This is a genomic window from Actinoplanes sp. KI2, assembly GCF_025630775.1.
Classification (GTDB): domain Bacteria; phylum Actinomycetota; class Actinomycetes; order Mycobacteriales; family Micromonosporaceae; genus Actinoplanes.
In genome coordinates, this window is the sequence record NZ_JAOSZE010000137.1 from 1 (window position 1) to 801 (window position 801).

Annotated in this window: 1 pseudogene; it reads right to left on the minus strand. The window is 65.4% G+C overall.

What is annotated here, in order from left to right:
• Window positions 1–579, minus strand: a pseudogene (locus ODJ79_RS46640) (VCBS repeat-containing protein); the annotation flags it as partial.
• Window positions 580–801 lie beyond the last annotated feature (222 nt).

Sequence of the window (801 nt, forward strand, 5' to 3'; positions counted from 1 at the left end):
GCTGGACGACGAAACCTCGATAACGTCCGTGGCATAGTCCCAGACCGCATCCACGATCTTGGTGGCGTCGTTGACCTGGACGGCGTAGCGGTCCGGGTACGCGGAAACCTGGACGTCCTGGCAGACCTTGCCGATGGGCGCGGTCATCCAGGAATCGTTGGGATATAGGTCGATCATCTTGTTGAGGAAGGCGTTGGTGGCCCAGATCGGGTCGGTGCGCTGCGCCGCGGTACCCCAGGGCGCGCGCTGCTGAAAAAGTCCGAGGCTGTCGTGGTCGTCCGACTCGTCGTAGTTCTGCAGGGTCGACTCCACGATGGCGGTGGTGACCGCGATGACGGCGGCCCGGCGAGCCAGGTCGCGATTGCGGACCGCCTTGACGATCATCCGGGCGCAGGAGACCCGGTAGGCGGTCATGTATCCGTGCAGCTCGTCGGTGAGTGTGCCGTTGAGCTCGGTGGCCAGGCTGCTGTCGGCACTCGTCGTGCCATGGGGATCGCAGGGGACCGTGGAGAGGGCCGCGGTCACGCTCGCCGCAGCCGGCTCGGTCGGATCTGTTCCGGCGTGGGCAGTGGACGACATAGCGAGGATCATTGAGCCGCTTGTCGCCGCTACGATGAGCATTCGGCGCACGCGTCTTCTCGAATTCATTCGGAACTCCCAGAACGGAATGGGGCGGCCGGTCGACGCACCGAAATTCGGGCACGGCGGAGCCGGGCCAGGAGGAGAAAGAGGGCCGGGCTGCCGGATAAGGGTTTTCTCCGGCAGCCCGGATCAGGCGCTACGAGGCGCAGTAGTGCCTAG